Below are 15350 nucleotides of genomic sequence, written 5' to 3' on the forward strand. Positions count from 1 at the left end.
ATACCGACGGCAGAGTCTGAATCTATTCAATATTTTTCCTCTATATATTAACCATATATTGTTTATGGTAAACACTTGCTAAAGTAGTTTCAAATTAGTAAGGTCGCCAAAAATCCCTCTCAAATATTTATAACCGATCAAATAATTAATTTATTTATCAGGTCGAGTATGAAAATTAACTGGCTTTTTTTGACCTTTTTTATTAGGATTCCTCCTATCTGATGATTAATTGTACCGATTGTTTGGTGCTTAAATGATAAGTGATTTCGATAGTATGAGGTTAGCGATGCCTTCAGGAAACCAGCCAGCACGCCGGGATCCCGTCATGAAACGTAAAGCCTGGTTCGCTGTGTTTCTTGGCTCTGCCGTGTTCTGGGTTATTGTCGCGCTCGTGGCCTGGAATGTGTGGGGGTAGGTCATGTCCACACTGGAACAACGCTCCACCGTGATGCCATCTCCGGATGACCATGAACAAGAGGGTCAACGCAGCGCAGAGAATAAGCCGAATATTCCAGCGACCTGGAAACTCTCTCCTGAACAACGGGCGTTTATCGATCTGTTTGCGGATGATGATGAACAGAAACAATAATTGATACGAATTTTATAATTATTATTAGTCCGTTGTCTTGTACTGCAAATATTTTATTCCGGGCAATCGTGATGAGCCATGCTTATCACCGTATTAACCTTGACCGCTTAAACCTTTCTCCTCGCCAGATACTTCAGTTGCCCCTTTTGTAGCCCTCCACTTTTATCAATTTGAGTTGTTATCAAAGCGTTACATTTTGTTTGTGTTATCTTTAATACTAACCCTGAGGAAAATCAGGGGATCCAACCCTGTCATTAAGGAGGAGCTATGTCGTCGACCCTACGAGAAGCCAGTAAGGACACATTGCAGGTTAAAGATAAAACCTACCGTTACTACAGTCTGCCGCTGGCCGCTAAATCACTGGGTGATATCACCCGTTTACCGAAATCGCTAAAAGTTTTGCTGGAAAACCTGCTTCGCTGGCAGGACGGTAATTCCGTTACCGAAGATGATATTCATGCGCTTGCGCATTGGCTGAAGACCGCTCATGCCGATCGAGAAATTGCCTATCGACCTGCTCGTGTTCTGATGCAGGATTTTACCGGCGTGCCGGCGGTGGTCGATCTCGCCGCCATGCGCGAAGCGGTGAAACGTCTGGGTGGGGATACGGCAAAAGTGAATCCGCTTTCGCCAGTGGATCTTGTCATTGATCACTCTGTAACGGTGGATCGTTTCGGTGATGATGATGCTTTCGAAGAAAACGTGCGCCTGGAAATGGAACGTAACCATGAACGTTATGTGTTCCTGAAATGGGGACAGCAGGCATTTAGTCGCTTCAGCGTTGTACCGCCGGGTACGGGGATTTGCCACCAGGTTAACCTTGAATATCTTGGCAAAGCTGTCTGGAGCGAGTTACAGGACGGTGAGTGGGTGGCTTATCCCGATACACTGGTCGGTACCGATTCCCATACCACGATGATTAATGGTCTCGGTGTGCTGGGCTGGGGCGTTGGAGGCATTGAAGCTGAAGCAGCAATGCTGGGTCAACCGGTCTCAATGCTGATCCCGGATGTTGTGGGCTTTAAACTGGTGGGTAAACTGCGGGAAGGCATCACTGCCACCGACCTGGTTCTGACCGTCACCCAGATGCTGCGTAAGCACGGTGTAGTCGGTAAATTCGTTGAATTCTACGGTGATGGGCTGGACACCTTACCTCTGGCCGATCGAGCAACCATTGCGAACATGGCACCGGAATACGGCGCAACCTGCGGTTTCTTCCCGATCGATGACATTACCCTTGAGTATATGCGTCTGAGCGGGCGCAGTGAGGAACAGGTTGAGTTGGTCAATGCCTATGCCAAAGCGCAGGGAATGTGGCGTAACCCAGGGGATGAACCTGTGTTTACCAGTTCGTTGGAGCTGGATATGGGCAGCGTAGAGGCAAGCCTTGCTGGACCGAAGCGTCCGCAGGATCGGGTGGCGCTGGCTGATGTGCCGAAAGCCTTTTCGGCGAGTAATGAACTCGAGGTGAATAGCTCGCTGAAAGACCGTCAGCCAGTGGACTATACCATGAGCGGTCAGCAGTATAAGCTGCCGGACGGCGCGGTGGTGATAGCCGCTATCACCTCTTGTACCAACACCTCAAACCCAAGCGTATTGATGGCGGCGGGGCTGCTGGCGAAAAAAGCCGTCACGCTTGGTTTGAAACGTCAGCCATGGGTGAAAGCCTCGTTGGCGCCAGGATCGAAGGTGGTTTCCGATTATCTGGCAAAGGCTGGGTTCACTCCGTACCTTGATGAGCTGGGATTTAATCTTGTGGGTTATGGCTGTACCACCTGTATTGGCAACTCTGGACCCTTACCCGATCCTATCGAAACAGCCATCAAAAAAGGCGATCTTACAGTTGGGGCAGTGCTTTCTGGAAACCGTAACTTTGAAGGTCGTATCCATCCGCTCGTGAAGACCAACTGGCTGGCGTCTCCGCCGCTGGTGGTAGCCTACGCGCTGGCGGGGAATATGAATATCAACCTGACGAAAGATCCGTTAGGCCATGACAGAAAAGGCGATCCTGTTTATCTGAAAGATATTTGGCCGACAGCCAAGGAAATTGCCCGCGCCGTTGAGCAGGTCTCTACCGCCATGTTCCATAAAGAGTATGCTGAAGTCTTTGAAGGCACGCCAGAATGGAAAGCAATCCAGGTTGATCGCGCTGATACCTATGGCTGGCAGTCTGACTCGACCTATATCCGTTTGTCACCGTTCTTCGATGGTATGCAGGCTACGCCGGATCCGGTTCAGGACATTCACGGTGCGCGTATTCTGGCGATGCTCGGAGATTCTGTTACCACCGACCATATTTCTCCTGCCGGCAGTATTAAGCCAGACAGCCCAGCGGGGCGTTATCTGCAAAGCCATGGCGTTGAGCGTAAAGATTTTAACTCCTACGGTTCACGACGCGGGAATCATGAAGTGATGATGCGTGGTACCTTTGCCAATATTCGTATTCGCAATGAGATGGTACCTGGCGTGGAAGGTGGCATGACGCGTCATTTGCCGGGAACCGAAGTGGTGGCTATTTATGATGCGGCCATGCAATACCAGCAGGAGAACGTGCCTCTGGCGGTGATTGCCGGGAAAGAATATGGATCCGGCTCCAGCCGTGACTGGGCGGCGAAAGGCCCACGTTTGCTGGGAGTTCGCGTGGTTATCGCAGAGTCTTTTGAGCGAATTCACCGTTCTAACCTGATTGGCATGGGCATTTTACCGCTGGAATTCCCGCAGGGCGTCACGCGTAAAACGCTGGGATTAACCGGTGAGGAGGCGATCGATATTACGGACCTACAAAACATTAAACCGGGGGCGACAGTTCCGGTGAGTATGGTACGCGCAGATGGGCGTAAAGAGGTGATTCTATGTCGCTGTCGCATTGATACCGCGACGGAGCTAACGTATTACCAAAACGACGGCATTCTGCACTACGTGATTCGTAATATGTTGAATTAAAATGCAAAAAAGCCTGCGAGAGCAGGCTTTTTGATAGGCGGTGACAACGATTATTTGCCCAGCAAATGTCCCATCTTGGCGGCTTTGGTGTCCAGATAATGTTCATTTTTTGGATTACGGCCCACGATCAGCGGCACGCGTTCAACAATATTGATTCCCGCTTCGGTCAGGATTTCTACTTTCTTCGGGTTATTGGTCAGCAAACGTACCGCATCCACGCCCAGCAGCTTGAACATATCGGCACACAACGTGAAATCGCGCTCGTCTGCCGCAAATCCCAACTGATGATTCGCTTCAACGGTATCATAACCCTGATCCTGCAACGCGTAAGCGCGGATTTTGTTGAGCAGGCCAATGTTGCGTCCTTCCTGACGGTGATAAAGCAGAATGCCACGCCCTTCTTCAGCAATGTGGGTGAGGGCCGCTTCAAGCTGGAAACCGCAATCGCAACGCAGGCTAAACAGCGCATCACCAGTCAAACATTCGGAGTGGACGCGCGCCAGGACAGGTGTTTGGCCTGTGATATCGCCAAAAACCAGTGCGACATGATCGTGTCCGGTTGCCAGTTCTTCAAATCCCACCATCAGGAAATCACCCCAGGGGGTTGGCAGTTTGGCTTCTGCCACACGTTTAAGCTGCATGTAATTCTCCAGATTATGCTGGCACTCGTCGTGCCTTCGCCTGTCGGCTTCTGTTCTGTATTACACTATTTTGCCATAAGGCAACGACGTTCACCTAATCGCGACCACGGATTCGCTTTTGGAATGGCACAAAATTGTCAATTTTCCCGACGTGTGAATTTTTCAGTTATGATTGTGATACTTATCGACGAAAGGAGAGGCAATGCTGTCTATTGCAAAGCGCACCGCAGTGGGGACCGGACTGCTACTTATCATGCCGGTTGCCGTATGGGTATCAGGCTGGAGCTGGCAGCCGGGGCACAATGTCTGGTGGTTAAAGTCCTTGTACTGGGTAACGGAAACGGTGACGCAGCCGTGGGGAATTATCACTCACGTTGCGCTTTGTGCATGGTTTCTGTGGTGCCTGCGTTTTCGTCTTAAAGCCGCGATAATGTTGTTTGCTATTCTGGCAGCGGCGATTTTAGTGGGACAGGGCGTGAAGTCCTGGGTAAAAGACAGGGTGCAAGAACCGCGACCTTTTGTCGTGTGGCTGGAAAAAACGCACCATATTCCGGTTGATGAGTTCTACACTTTAAAACGTAAAGATCGTGGGCATTTAGTCAAAGAACAATTGGCCGAACAGCAGGATATTCCAACGTTTTTACGCAAGCACTGGCAAAAAGAAACGGGTTTTGCCTTTCCGTCCGGACATACGATGTTTGCCGCCAGTTGGGCTTTACTGGGCGTAGGGCTGTTATGGCCGCGCAGACGTACGCTGACGATTGTGTTTCTGCTGATCTGGGCGACCGGCGTGATGGGCAGCCGCTTGCTGTTAGGCATGCACTGGCCCCGTGATTTGGTGGTGGCAACGCTGATTTCGTGGCTGTTGGTGACGCTGGCAACCTGGCTTGCACAGCGGGTATGCGGACCATTAACCCCACCAGTGCAGGAGGAAAAAGAAATCGCGCAGCGAGAACAAGAAAGCTAGCGATGATTGATTTTTCAAATTTTGCCCTTAAATCAGAAAGTGGAAAGCGCTTTTCCGTTTCGCACTCGTTGTTAAAATGGTAATTTAAAGGGCTCAACGCGGTAAGTTGGACACGATTTATTCGCTCAAACCACATAACGGGAAGTAATGTGAAATATTTACTCATTTTCTTACTGGTGTTGGCGATTTTTGTTATTTCGGTGACATTGGGTGCGCAAAACGATCAACAGGTTACGTTTAATTACCTGCTGGCTCAGGGTGAGTATCGTATCTCTACGCTGCTTGCTGTATTGTTTGCCGCAGGGTTTGCGATTGGTTGGCTAATTTGCGGCCTTTTCTGGCTGAAGGTTCGTGTGTCTCTTGCGCGCGCCGAACGTAAAATCAAACGACTGGAAAACCAGCTTGCGCCTGCGACCGACGTTGCGGTATCTGCCGATTCGTCGGTTGTGAAGGAATAATTATTTATGTTGGAGTTGTTGTTTCTGCTTTTACCTGTAGCCGCTGCCTATGGGTGGTATATGGGTCGCAGAAGTGCGCAACAAACCAAGCAGGATGAAGCTAACCGTCTTTCTCGTGACTATGTCGCCGGGGTTAACTTCCTCCTGAGCAATCAACAAGATAAAGCGGTGGATCTGTTCCTTGATATGCTAAAAGAGGACACAGGCACCGTTGAGGCTCATCTCACCCTCGGAAACCTGTTCCGCTCTCGCGGTGAAGTCGATCGCGCAATCCGCATCCATCAAACGTTAATGGAAAGTGCCTCGCTGACCTACGAGCAGCGTTTGCTGGCCGTGCAACAGCTGGGGCGCGACTACATGGCCGCGGGACTGTACGACCGCGCGGAAGACATGTTCAATCAGCTTACCGATGAAACTGATTTTCGGGTTGGCGCATTACAGCAACTGTTGCAAATTTATCAGGCCACCAGCGAATGGCAAAAAGCCATTGATGTAGCAGAGCGTCTGGTGAAACTCGGCAAAGACAAGCAGCGTAATGAGATAGCCCACTTCTACTGCGAACTGGCCTTACAGCAAATGGGTAGCGACGATATGGATCGCGCCATGACGCTGTTGAAAAAAGGCGCGGCGGCAGACAAAAACAGTGCACGAGTATCCATCATGATGGGGCGCGTGTACATGGAAAAAGGTGATTACGCGAAGGCGGTTGAAAGCCTGCAACGGGTCATTTCCCAGGACAAAGAGCTGGTCAGCGAAACGCTGGAAATGCTGCAAAGCTGCTACCAGCATCTGGGGAAAAACGATGAGTGGGCGGAGTTTTTACGTCGGGCCGTTGAGGAAAATACTGGTGCCGCCGCCGAACTGATGCTGGCTGATATTCTTGAGGCGCGTGAGGGGGCTGATACCGCTCAGGTCTATATCACTCGTCAGCTGCAACGTCATCCTACGATGCGCGTGTTCCACAAGCTGATGGATTATCATCTCCACGAAGCCGAAGAAGGGCGTGCCAAAGAGAGCCTGATGGTTCTGCGCGATATGGTCGGAGAGCAGGTACGCAGTAAACCGCGCTACCGCTGTCAGAAGTGCGGTTTTACGGCGTATACGCTGTACTGGCACTGTCCATCCTGCCGTTCATGGTCAACCATTAAGCCCATTCGCGGACTTGATGGGCTGTAATTTTAAAAAAAAAACCTCACTTTAGTTACAACATACTATTGGTATGTAATCAATCCATCCTCAACCTCCGCTGCCGGTTCGCCTGGCAGAAATGTAATCGCGCCTGTTAATTTTCTATTACCGCAGGTAGAATGCACGCCGTTTACCCATTTCGCGCCGCCGTGGGCGCCCATCCTCAAGAAGGTCTGGTCATGACGTTTACTGCTTCATCTTCTTCTCGTGCTGTTACCGATTCTCCTGTCGTTGTCGCTCTCGATTATTCTAATCGTGATAAAGCATTAGCTTTTGTCGACAGAATTGATCCTCGTGATTGCCGTTTGAAAGTGGGCAAAGAGATGTTCACGCTTTTTGGACCTCAGTTGGTTCGCGATCTGCAACAGCGTGGTTTTGACATCTTTCTTGATTTGAAATTTCATGATATTCCCAATACCACCGCGCATGCAGTTGCCGCTGCTGCCGAACTTGGCGTCTGGATGGTTAACGTTCACGCTTCTGGCGGGGCGCGTATGATGACTGCAGCCCGTGAAGCCTTAGTGCCTTTTGGCCAGGACGCGCCGTTGCTGATTGCCGTGACGGTTCTGACCAGTATGGAAGCCAGCGACCTCGCCGATCTAGGCGTGACGTTGTCACCTGCGGATTATGCTGAAAGACTGGCGCGCTTAACCCAGAATTGTGGTCTGGATGGTGTCGTATGCTCAGCTCAGGAAGCGGTGCGATTCAAGCAGGCGTTGGGCCAGGCATTTAAGCTGGTGACACCGGGTATTCGTCCAGAAGGCAGCGAGGCGGGCGATCAGCGTCGTATTATGACACCGGAACAGGCGCAATTAGCAGGTGTGGATTACATGGTGATTGGTCGTCCTGTCACCCAGTCGGCCGATCCCGCGCAGACGCTGAAGATGATCAATGCTTCCCTGAAACGAGGTGCGTAAATGAACGACTCAAACTCTCGTCTGGTCTACTCTACCGACTCCGGGCGTATTGATGAACCGAAAACAGCGCCTGAGCGTCCAAAAGGCGATGGCATTGTTCGTATCCAGCGCCAGACCAGTGGTCGCAAAGGGAAGGGCGTGTGCCTGATTACCGGTATTGATCAAGACGATGCCGAACTGACCAAATTAGCCGCAGAACTGAAGAAAAAGTGTGGTTGCGGTGGAGCAGTGAAAGATGGCGTGATTGAAATTCAGGGGGATAAACGCGACCTGATTAAATCGCTGCTGGAAGCTAAAGGAATGAAAGTTAAACTGGCTGGCGGTTAATAAAAAAGCCACGGAAAATTTCCGTGGCTTTTTAATAATACAGACCTGAAAAAGTAAACGTATTATTATATCGAGCCGTTTAACCGTAGATTATTTACCCACCTGGTGGCCAATAATACCACCTACTGCAGCACCACCCAGCGTACCCAGCGTGCTACCGTCAGTCAGGACTGCACCACCTATTGCACCTGCACCAGCACCGATTGCGGTGTTACGATCTCGTTTGGACCAGTTAGAGCAGGCACTCAGCGACATTGCCAGAGTAATCGCCAGAATGGCAGCGGTCATTTTTTTGCTCGTTACTAACATAATACTTTCTCCTGAATTATTGATTCACGGAATCCAGTGTTCTTTAAGGATAGCGTCAAATTAAGACTATCGAAGATATTTCCGTGAAACCGTTTAGCGAAGGCATTACAAACACTATCCTGAAGTTGGAGGTTCGTTCCTGTTATATCGCTAACATTAATTTTACGACTTTATCCTGTTAACGACAGGTAAAAAGTCTTAATTGGATTGTCAGATAACTCTCAGAGAGCAGATGATTTGTCTGCTGACAAACCATCTACTGAAGATTTTATGCGTGGGCATCAATGATATTGACGATTAATCCTGAATGTTCGAGCTGCATTTGTACGCTGGCGCTGAGTCTGGAGTCCGTTACTACGCGGCTGAATCGCTCTAATGGACCCAGCGTGTAAGGGTGAATGGCGTCGAATTTTGAGCTGTCGGTCAACACAATAACTTCTGCGCCTTTTTCCAGCACCGCGTTAACCACGTCAGAACGCATCATATCGCGTCCGGTAAAACCGGTATCAGCCTGCCAGCCGTCAATGCCGATAAAGGCCTTACTGAAGTGTACCTGTTGGATAAACTGGCGAGTTAAGGGGCCGACCATGCTCTCACTTTTTTTCTGGTAAATTCCACCGAGAAGTATCACTTCACAGGGCGTTTCTTTGAGCAGATGAGCAATGTAGCTGCTCACGGTGATGATGGTGACATCTTTTTGCTCTGCCAGCGTTCTGGCCAGAAGTGCATTGCTGCTGCCATTCTCAATGAATACGGATTCGCCTGGACTGACCAGAGATGCAGCGAATTCAGCCAGTTCACGTTTCAGAGTGAAATTAGTCATCATGCGCGTTTCAACATCATCGCTGTTCAATGAAACAGCAAAACCGTGGGCTCGGCGTAAGTAACTCTGTTTTTCCAGCGTGTTCAGATCCTGTCGAATCGTCACTTCGGAGACACCGGTGACTTTTGCCAGATCGGCGACGCTCATCTGACCTTTATCGGTCACCATCTGCAAAATAGATTGTTGTCGGGAATTCATAGTATTAATTTTATTGCGATATCGTATCGGAAATTAAACGGAAACTGCATTATCTGCAGTTGCTGATAGCAGCGACATCAAAAGATCACTGTCATCAGATCTCCCATGGCGCCTTCTGCTTTTTCGCCAAAGATTCGGCATCTTCTTTGACCGTGTTTAACAGTTCAGCTTTCAAAATTTCAAGATTGTGGATGGCTGAGTGGTAATCACCTGCAACGAGGATATCCAGCACGGTATCAATACGTTCGGCCAGACGCTGAGCGTCGATATCAGACATGGTCGTCATCCTAATGGCAATAGAGTTTGAATTTCATGATGCAGAATTTCATGGCAAAAGAGAAGGGAAAAATAGTATTAACCTGAACGATTGAAGAATATTATATATTCTGTGATTACATGCGGATAGCGTCGTCATGTAATGTCCATTTATGGCTATTTATCGCCTTCATTCTCTCTGCATTAGCGCAGTTTTTTACTCAGGTGGCGGCGATACCAACGTTCAAATGCGGCTGCTGGCATTGGTTTGGCGAATAAAAACCCCTGACGCTCATTGACGCCATTTTTGGTCAGAAACGCATCCTCTTTCGCGCTTTCCACGCCTTCGGCGATGACCTGCAGGTTGAGCGCCTGTGCTACCGCAACTATGGCCCGTACCAGCGATTGTGAAATGGATTGTTTGTGGATCTCTCTGACAAAGGTCTGATCCAGTTTAATGGCATCTAGCGGGAAGCGGGCCAGTTGAGACAGCGACGAATAACCGGTACCAAAATCATCCAAATGGATTTGCGCACCTAACTGGCTAAACTGCTGAATGACTGACAACGCCAGTTGCTCATTTTCTATCAAACTGCTTTCTGTTAATTCAACATCGATGGGGCAATACTCAAAGTTGAGCTCGTGAAGCACCTGCTTAAGTGCGGTAAAAAGCGTCTGGTCGGCGAGGTGGCGGGCAGAAACGTTTACCGCCACGCGCAGGTTTATTCCCTTGTCACGCCATTTCGCGACCTGGCGCACAACGTCGAGAATAACCCAACGCCCCAGCGGGACGATGAGCCCCGATTCTTCGGCGTAGGATATAAACTCCAGCGGTGGAATGAGGCCGCGTTCCGGAGATTGCCAGCGAACCAGCGCCTCCAGGCTGCGCACTTCACCGCGCCAGGTTATCTTTGGCTGATAATGGATAACCAGTTGATCGTTATCCAGTGCCTTACGCAGATTAGTATCCAGCCACAGATATTCAAATACCCGCTGATTCATTTCCGGAGAAAAAACACAAAACTGCCCACGGCCGCCTTCTTTCGCGGTGTACATGGCTGTATCCGCGTTACGAATGACGCTCTCGCAGTCCTGACCATGCTGAGGTGCGAGGGATATACCAATAGAGCATCCGGTATAGACTTCAATCAGACCGATGCGGAAGGGCTGGCGCAGACGCGTCAGAATGCGTGATGCGGTGGCTTCCAGTGTGCCCTGGGATGTTTCGGTGGCAAGAACAATGAATTCATCGCCGCCAAACCGCGCCAGGATCTGGTTGTCTTCGAGGCAACTGAGGATTGCCAGCGACACGCTTTGTAGTAGCTGATCGCCAAACATATGCCCGTAGGCATCGTTTACCTTTTTGAAGTTATCCAGATCGAGGTACGCAATACCGACCTGCGTATCGCCCGCGTTCTCAATCGCATTGCTGATCAGTTCATGAATTGCGTTGCGGTTTGGTAATCCAGTGATGGAGTCGGTATTCGCCAACACCCGCAGTCGTTCCTGCGCGCGGCGTTCTTCAGTGATATCGGTCCCGGAACAGATCAGAAAAATTTCGTTCTTGCCGCTACCGTTATGCACAAATTTATTGCGAAACAGAAACAGACGCTGGCCTTTGCAGGTCTTGACCCAGCGTTCAACCTCATACGAGTTACCTTCGCGAAAAAAGACCTCAATATTGCGCCGTGAAGCCGCTGCTTCACGACGGCTCATAAATAATGTGAATACACTTTGACCAATGACTTCACGTTCTTTGAGGCCGGTGTACTCTTCGCACAGGCGATTAAACCGCTGAATGTTGCTCATGCGGTCAAGAATGACAATAACGGAATTGGCTTCGGAAACGACTTGTTCGGCAAAAGAGAGGCCGTGGGCCAGATCGCGGGCGACGGAAGGGGTGTCATCCCAGGCGGATGCGCTACCGGCCCATTCGCGCTTATTGATTTTTCGACCGACCAGATGCACGGGAATGTCGTCATCTTCAATGGGCAACGTCATTAACAGACTTGACGTGATCACCGTCATTTCGCGAATGCGATCGGCTTGTTCAGGTAATAATTCGATGGTCTGATCAGCTTCTGACGCTTCGTCGATAGAGAAATGCAGGATGTTGCAATCCTCTGACAAACGCCAGTAGGGGTTATGAGTGCCCACATAGCTATACAACGTAACCAGCTCCCGGACGTCTTTCATCATGTGTACTATCCCGTTTAAAGCGCATAGAGCCTCAAAAGTATGGGTAGCCATGATTCATTCGGGGTGATTATGGCTGAACGTATTGTTTTTTTTATATATTTATGTTTAATCCAGAATCCGTAAAAAGCAAAGCCAACGGAACTGAAAAAAGTAAAAAAATAAAATTGACCGAATGAAAGAAGTGTAGTGCGGTGGTGGGAATTTGGGCGGGAAAAAGAAACGACCTTTCACAAAATGAGAAAGGTCGCTGGATTGATACGTGTTACGCGGCTGGACGCGCGATAACGCTGCGGGTTTCCATGCGAACTTCGGCGATGGTTACGTCAATCACATCCGTGACTTTGTAAACCACTTCACCTTTAATTTGCACCGTGCCGCTTTCCTGGCTGCATACCAGCTCGTCCCGAACGGCGTGCAGGAATGGGGCAGGAATAAATGCTACTGCACCATTATCAACTAAACGTACGCGCATACCGCCGCGGCTGACGTCAATTATCTCGGCCGCAAAGCGGGTATCGGTCCCGGCTTTGTCACTCAGGAAACGGGCGTATAACCAGTCGCCCACATCACGCTCAGCCATCCGGTTCAGGCGACGACGTTCCGCCATTTGCACCGTGGTATCATCCCCAGGGCGGGCGATGGTTTCACCTTTGATGACGGCCTTAAGCAGGCGGTGGTTAATCATATCGCCATATTTTCGAATAGGAGAGGTCCAGGTGGCATAAGCCTCCAGACCCAGCCCAAAGTGCGGCCCTGGTTCGATACTGATTTCAGCGTAAGACTGGAAACGGCGAATTCGGCTGTCGAGGAAACCAGAAGGCTGCGCATCCAGCTCGCGGCGCAGTTTGCAGAAACCTTCCAGCGTCAGGACTTCTTCGGCATCAACGTGCATACCATGGGTTTTTAGCAGCGCGGCCAGAGCGTCGGCGTTGGCCGGGTCGAATCCCATATGGACGTTATAAATACCGAAGCCGAGCTTGTCGCGAAGCACGCGGGCGGCGCAAATGTTTGCCGCAATCATGGATTCTTCCACGATTCGGTTTGCGATGCGGCGTGGCTCAGCGACGATGTCCAGGACTTCACCTTTTTCACCAAGAACAAAACGGTAATCCGGGCGATCTTTAAATACCAGAGCATGGTTATGACGCCATTCACCGCGGCTCAGGCAAATACGGTGTAGCAGACGGATTTGTTCAGCAATCGCGTCATTTGCAGGCTGCCAGTCGCCGGCGCCTTCCAGCCAGTCGGAGACGTTGTCGTAGACCAGCTTCGCTTTCGACTCAATCGTCGCTGCGAAGAAGGTGATGTTGTCTTCAATCGCGCCATCCGCGGTGATGGTCATACGACAAGCCAGAACCGGACGCACTTCGTTCGCGCGTAAAGAGCACAGATCGTCAGACAGTTCGCGTGGTAGCATCGGGATGTTGAACCCCGGCAGATAGTTAGTAAACGCGCGAATTTTTGCTGTTTTATCCAGCTTGCTGCCTTCTGCAATCCAGGCCGTAGGGTCGGCAATGGCGACAGTTAATTGCAGTTTGCCGTCGGCCAGATCTTCAGCATACAGCGCATCGTCCATATCTTCGGTGCTGGCGCTGTCGATGGTGACAAAGTTGAGGGCGGTTAAGTCCTGACGAACCAGACCTTCATCCAGCATCTCAGTTGCCACACCGTCCGGCGCTTCTTTTTCGAGATTATGGCGTGCCAGCGTGACCCACCACGGGACAAAGTGGTCATCAGCAAAAGTGATAAATTGGGTTAACTCGGCATAGAAGGTGCGATCGCCTTTCAGCGGGTGGCGACGCATTTCAGCGACGGCCCAGTCACCTTCTTTAAAATCGTGCTCAACGCCGCGGGCGGCACGGCAAGGGATCGCTTCTTTCAGTAACGGATGATCCGGCACAATGGACAGACGATCATTTTTGCCCTGAACTTTACCCACGAAGCGCGTCAGGAAGGGTTCGATCAGTTCTTCCGGCTCGGCAGATTCACGATCTTTTTCTGTATGGATAACCGCAACAATGCGGTCGCCATGCATCACTTTTTTCATCTGCGGCGGTGGAATGAAATAGCTTTTTTGTGCATCGACTTCCAGGAAGCCAAAGCCTTTTTCCGTGGCTTTTACCACCCCTTCAGCACGTGGCGTCTGGGAATGCAGTTGCTGTTTAAGCTGCGCTAGCAGCGGGTTGTCCTGAAGCATAATTGTCTATTTTCGTGGCTAAAAGAGCGGCTGACAGTTTTACGCGATTCTCTCAGTTGCGGCAAGCGCTCTTTCAGTAAGTGGATCGGTTAATAAGTCTCGCCCAGCGCGATTTTCAAGCGATTCAACCATCCGCACAATCCGCTCCAGGCCAGCAGGTTAATCGCTTGTTCAGAAGAGATGCCCTGATCGAACAAAGGGGTTAACAGCGCGGCGCTAAAACGGTCGGGCGCTCGGGTTAGCCATTGTACCGCCTGCAGGGTGACGCGCTCAACCGGATGTCGCTGTTCCCAACGCTGTAATTCACGTTCCTCCTGGCGAAGCAGGGCGATAACGTTAGCTAATTCATTGGCTGTATGTGCCTGTTCATTAAAGCAGGCCACGCTGCCGTTAATCCGTGACGTCATTAGCGCCGCCAGTGAAAATGCCTGCACCGGTACTGCGCTGCGCCGGGTACTGGAAATCAGTGTCGTGAATAAATCTAAAATGACCGGTGAATGAATCAGTAATGGCACCAACGCTTGCAGTTCAGCGGGAAAATGTCTGGCCTTCGTCTCGTCCTGAGCAGGATATTTTTCGATTGGGAATGGCGCAGCGTGCCAGGTAGCGTTTGTTGCACTAAATGGCGAAGCGTGAGCGAATTGCTGTATATCCAGCCCCGGTATTCGGCGCACCGGATGTCCAAACCAGGCCTGAAACAGGGCCACGGTCCGGGCCTGAAAACCGACGAAGCCGATAATTTGATTCATCAAAATACTATCGCTGGTGGTCAGCCCGACCGCATCCAGATGCTGGCGATCGCGTGCGCCTATAACGTCAGGAGAGCTGGCAAGTTGGCGAGCATATTGGGTGATTTGCGCCAGCCGATGGTTACTTTCCCGTGACGAGTCAGGACCAGGAAGCGGTGTTAACCGCGCGGCATAGTGATTGCACAATCGCTGGACGCCATACACCTGAGCGACGGTAAGCGCCGTACTCATCCGTTCATAGGCGCTGAATGTGTGCATCTGATTCAGGTTTACGTGAACCGGGAAGAGAACCTGGGCAAGTTTACGGGCAGGGATTAACCAGGATTGAAAAGGCAAAAGGGCGTCATCAGGTATCGCCAGATCCAGTAAAAAGCAGTCGTCGACATGAGCGGCTTCCGGCACCAGCGGCAGAATATCTTGCGGATGCTTGCTGGATTGCGTCTCATGATACCAGTGGCTTTTGCCTTCAATTCGGCGTTGTTCCATGGGCGGTCCTTGGTCTAAAAAGTGGCGACCCGGACACGTCGTCTACTACTACGCCGGATCGTTTGCGCTGCAATATCCTGACGTAAGCAGAAGAGGGGATGAAA

The 15350-nt window shown here is 50.6% G+C and carries 15 protein-coding genes; 8 read left to right on the forward strand and 7 right to left on the reverse strand.

Annotation, left to right across the window (positions count from 1 at the left end; translation table 11 throughout):
- Positions 1-274 precede the first annotated feature (274 nt).
- From O6D90_RS10820 to acnA, 3 genes are all read left to right on the forward strand, one after another.
- Positions 275-415 (forward strand): YmiA family putative membrane protein, encoded by a 141-nt coding sequence (locus O6D90_RS10820; protein ID WP_213083732.1) that lies wholly within the window; start codon positions 275-277, stop codon positions 413-415.
- 3 nt (positions 416-418) lie between these two features.
- Positions 419-589, forward strand: coding sequence for a hypothetical protein (locus O6D90_RS10825; RefSeq protein WP_016156649.1), 171 nt, complete (start codon positions 419-421; stop codon positions 587-589).
- A gap of 267 nt (positions 590-856) precedes the next feature.
- A complete protein-coding gene (acnA, locus tag O6D90_RS10830; protein ID WP_016153248.1) occupies positions 857-3532 on the forward strand; it encodes an aconitate hydratase AcnA in 2676 nt (891 codons plus the stop codon).
- A gap of 50 nt (positions 3533-3582) precedes the next feature.
- On the opposite strand, the gene ribA is transcribed toward acnA, so the two are convergent.
- A complete protein-coding gene (gene ribA, locus O6D90_RS10835; RefSeq protein ID WP_016153247.1) occupies positions 3583-4173 on the reverse strand; it encodes a GTP cyclohydrolase II in 591 nt (196 codons plus the stop codon).
- 202 nt (positions 4174-4375) lie between these two features.
- On the opposite strand from ribA, the gene pgpB reads away from it, so the two are divergent.
- From pgpB to yciH, 5 genes are all read left to right on the forward strand, one after another.
- Entirely contained in the window at positions 4376-5140 is a 765-nt protein-coding gene (pgpB, locus tag O6D90_RS10840) for a phosphatidylglycerophosphatase B (RefSeq protein WP_016156647.1), read from the forward strand.
- Positions 5141-5289: 149 nt separating this feature from the next.
- On the forward strand, positions 5290-5598 hold the full coding sequence (locus O6D90_RS10845; protein WP_006684318.1) for a LapA family protein: 309 nt from the start codon (positions 5290-5292) through the stop codon (positions 5596-5598).
- Between the two features lie 6 nt (positions 5599-5604).
- On the forward strand, positions 5605-6774 hold the full coding sequence (gene lapB, locus O6D90_RS10850; protein WP_016153245.1) for a lipopolysaccharide assembly protein LapB: 1170 nt from the start codon (positions 5605-5607) through the stop codon (positions 6772-6774).
- Between the two features lie 191 nt (positions 6775-6965).
- The gene (gene pyrF / locus O6D90_RS10855; protein WP_049282555.1) at positions 6966-7703 is read left to right on the forward strand and encodes an orotidine-5'-phosphate decarboxylase; all 738 of its coding nucleotides are present in this window, start codon (positions 6966-6968) and stop codon (positions 7701-7703) included.
- Positions 7704-8030, forward strand: coding sequence for a stress response translation initiation inhibitor YciH (gene yciH, locus O6D90_RS10860; protein ID WP_016153243.1), 327 nt, complete (start codon positions 7704-7706; stop codon positions 8028-8030). It abuts the gene before it with no gap.
- 90 nt (positions 8031-8120) lie between these two features.
- Here yciH and osmB read toward each other — a convergent pair whose 3' ends face one another.
- The 6 genes from osmB to O6D90_RS10890 all read right to left on the reverse strand — a co-directional run bounded on the left by osmB (position 8121) and on the right by O6D90_RS10890 (position 15246).
- Positions 8121-8339: an osmotically-inducible lipoprotein OsmB gene (gene osmB, locus O6D90_RS10865; RefSeq protein WP_003020583.1), complete on the reverse strand. Its 219-nt coding sequence runs from the start codon at positions 8337-8339 to the stop codon at positions 8121-8123.
- A gap of 268 nt (positions 8340-8607) precedes the next feature.
- Positions 8608-9360, reverse strand: a complete 753-nt coding sequence (locus tag O6D90_RS10870) for a DNA-binding transcriptional regulator YciT (protein WP_016153242.1) — start codon at positions 9358-9360, stop codon at positions 8608-8610.
- A 94-nt stretch (positions 9361-9454) separates the two neighbouring features.
- Positions 9455-9637 carry a hypothetical protein gene (locus O6D90_RS10875; RefSeq protein WP_016153241.1) on the reverse strand — a complete coding sequence of 61 codons (183 nt, stop codon included), beginning with the start codon at positions 9635-9637 and terminating at the stop codon, positions 9455-9457.
- Between the two features lie 182 nt (positions 9638-9819).
- Complete coding sequence (pdeR, locus tag O6D90_RS10880; RefSeq protein WP_271143315.1) at positions 9820-11811, reverse strand: cyclic di-GMP phosphodiesterase; 1992 nt, start codon at positions 11809-11811, stop codon at positions 9820-9822.
- Positions 11812-12076: 265 nt separating this feature from the next.
- Positions 12077-14011: an exoribonuclease II gene (locus tag O6D90_RS10885; protein WP_016156644.1), complete on the reverse strand. Its 1935-nt coding sequence runs from the start codon at positions 14009-14011 to the stop codon at positions 12077-12079.
- A gap of 89 nt (positions 14012-14100) precedes the next feature.
- Entirely contained in the window at positions 14101-15246 is a 1146-nt protein-coding gene (locus tag O6D90_RS10890; RefSeq protein ID WP_016156643.1) for a carboxymuconolactone decarboxylase family protein, read from the reverse strand.
- Between the last annotated feature and the right edge of the window lie 104 nt (positions 15247-15350).

The organism is Citrobacter sp. 21OH12SH02A-Citro (assembly GCF_027919895.1).
In the GTDB taxonomy this organism is placed as follows: Bacteria; Pseudomonadota; Gammaproteobacteria; order Enterobacterales; family Enterobacteriaceae; genus Citrobacter; species Citrobacter braakii.

Bases quoted from the DNA above. Each gene is read 5' to 3' on its own strand.
- O6D90_RS10820 (WP_213083732.1), top strand. From the start codon at position 275: ATGAGGTTAGCGATGCCTTCAGGAAACCAGCCAGCACGCCGGGATCCC.
- O6D90_RS10825 (WP_016156649.1), top strand. From the start codon at position 419: ATGTCCACACTGGAACAACGCTCCACCGTGATGCCATCTCCGGATGAC.
- acnA (WP_016153248.1), top strand. From the start codon at position 857: ATGTCGTCGACCCTACGAGAAGCCAGTAAGGACACATTGCAGGTTAAA.
- ribA (WP_016153247.1), bottom strand. From the start codon at position 4,173: ATGCAGCTTAAACGTGTGGCAGAAGCCAAACTGCCAACCCCCTGGGGT.
- pgpB (WP_016156647.1), top strand. From the start codon at position 4,376: ATGCTGTCTATTGCAAAGCGCACCGCAGTGGGGACCGGACTGCTACTT.
- lapB (WP_016153245.1), top strand. From the start codon at position 5,605: ATGTTGGAGTTGTTGTTTCTGCTTTTACCTGTAGCCGCTGCCTATGGG.
- pyrF (WP_049282555.1), top strand. From the start codon at position 6,966: ATGACGTTTACTGCTTCATCTTCTTCTCGTGCTGTTACCGATTCTCCT.
- yciH (WP_016153243.1), top strand. From the start codon at position 7,704: ATGAACGACTCAAACTCTCGTCTGGTCTACTCTACCGACTCCGGGCGT.
- osmB (WP_003020583.1), bottom strand. From the start codon at position 8,339: ATGTTAGTAACGAGCAAAAAAATGACCGCTGCCATTCTGGCGATTACT.
- O6D90_RS10870 (WP_016153242.1), bottom strand. From the start codon at position 9,360: ATGAATTCCCGACAACAATCTATTTTGCAGATGGTGACCGATAAAGGT.
- O6D90_RS10875 (WP_016153241.1), bottom strand. From the start codon at position 9,637: ATGTCTGATATCGACGCTCAGCGTCTGGCCGAACGTATTGATACCGTG.
- pdeR (WP_271143315.1), bottom strand. From the start codon at position 11,811: ATGAAAGACGTCCGGGAGCTGGTTACGTTGTATAGCTATGTGGGCACT.
- O6D90_RS10885 (WP_016156644.1), bottom strand. From the start codon at position 14,011: ATGCTTCAGGACAACCCGCTGCTAGCGCAGCTTAAACAGCAACTGCAT.
- O6D90_RS10890 (WP_016156643.1), bottom strand. From the start codon at position 15,246: ATGGAACAACGCCGAATTGAAGGCAAAAGCCACTGGTATCATGAGACG.